This window comes from Levilactobacillus yiduensis (genome assembly GCF_024718525.1).
Classification (GTDB): Bacteria; Bacillota; Bacilli; order Lactobacillales; family Lactobacillaceae; genus Levilactobacillus; species Levilactobacillus yiduensis.
The window spans coordinates 1-1,649 of sequence record NZ_JAMXAZ010000062.1 but is presented as its reverse complement, the minus strand read 5'-3'; the positions used below and the strand labels follow the sequence as shown (position 1 = coordinate 1,649).

General features: G+C 40.3%; 1 protein-coding gene. It reads left to right on the top strand.

Annotation, left to right across the window (positions count from 1 at the left end; all coding sequences use genetic code 11):
- The first annotated feature begins 160 nt into the window (after positions 1-160).
- Complete coding sequence (locus tag NGM66_RS14180) at positions 161-1,465, top strand: IS1380 family transposase (RefSeq protein WP_208907224.1); 1,305 nt, start codon at positions 161-163, stop codon at positions 1,463-1,465.
- The last annotated feature ends 184 nt before the right edge of the window (positions 1,466-1,649 follow it).

Genomic DNA, 1,649 nt, shown 5'->3' with positions numbered 1-1,649 from the left:
CCTGAATTATTCACCAGAAACTCCAAAATCCCCATCAAACACATGATTCAAGTGCTTGATGGGAATTTTACGTTTTCACCTTTTAAGTGCAGAAAAAGAGCCTCAGCTCTGGTATAGTTAACTCGACCAAAAGACACTATAAAGAGAAGAGGACTCTATAATGAAAACTGTACAGGAAATGGCATTTAGTTTCAATAAAAACATTCTAGCATCGCATACCGGCGGTCAATTATCTTCTGATGGTGGCCTAACCTTGTGTGTTGAACTGATGGCAAAGTTTCAGTTCACGAACTTAGCTGACAATCTATTGAAGTTCAACGACCATCGACAATACTGCCGACATAGTAATTCAAGTATCTTAATGCAGTTGGTTCTGCAGATCATTGCCGGTTATAATACAGATTCTGCTGCAACCTCATTGGTTGCAGAACCATTGTTTAAACTTTTATTGGACAAACCAGCCTTAGCTTCACAAGCGACGATATCCCGTTTCTGGCAACGTATCGATTCCGCAGGTGTGGACGCCTTCCAGACTTTAAATCAAGCTCTTATTGATCAAGCTCGACTGCTAACTAATCAGACGACCACCATTATTGATATTGATTCAACCCATTCTGACACTTATGGCAATCAAGAAGCTACTGACTATAACGCCCATTATGGCTCGGAGGGGTATCATCCATTACTAGCTATCGATAATGATGGTAATCTCATGAAAGCCATCCTACGGCCTGGTAATGCCTATACCAGCACAGATATAAAAGCCTTTTTAGAACCGTTATTAAAACATTATCAAGACCAATTGCCAGAAACTGATATTCTGGTTCGCGGTGATAGCGGGTTCGCCACACCAGCTGTTTATGATACCTGCGAGGCCGATGATGTCTTTTACATTATTCGCCTCAAACGTAATAAGCGACTACACAACTTGGCAGAAGAGTTTGTACAGATAAGCGACACAACTGAGTGGCATGAAACCGAAACTCACTATTACTCAGCAACTTATCAGGCCACTTCGTGGCCTAAACCGCGTCAAGTATACGTTAAGTCAACTCGTGTAGCTGGCGAATTGATCTTTTCACATGAATTTATTGTGACTAATCTGACAAATTTAACCGTAGAAGCAGCATTTGAACTGTATCATAAGCGTGGTCAGATGGAGAATTATATCAAGGAAGCCAAAGAGGGCTTCTTCTTTGATAAGACTGATAGTTCAACGTTTACCGCCAACGCTGCCCGTATGATGGTTAGTGTATTAGCGTACAATATTATCAATTTTATGAAGCAAATAGCCCTACCTAAAACAGAGACCGGATTGCGTGTTAGTACATTACGAATCCGTTTATTCAAAGTCGCTGCCCGCGTTGTGTTTACCGGTCGACGAATCCAGTTACGACTGAGTTCTCATCACGTTTATCATCGACTCTTTTATCAGGTATTACAGCGTATTCAGGCTATTAAATAGCCCCAATTAAAAAAAATTCTGTACGATCAAGGGATAAGTGCACCCAAAAATTCAAAAATGACTCACCGTTAGGTGATACCATCAAAATTTAGAGTCTCAATACATAGTAAGCAAGATCAAAAGCCGTCAGTTTTTGAAAAACATGAAAACTGACGACTTTTTTGAAAGGTATGAATAATTCAGG

Bases quoted from the DNA above. Each gene is read 5' to 3' on its own strand.
- NGM66_RS14180 (WP_208907224.1), top strand. From the start codon at position 161: ATGAAAACTGTACAGGAAATGGCATTTAGTTTCAATAAAAACATTCTA.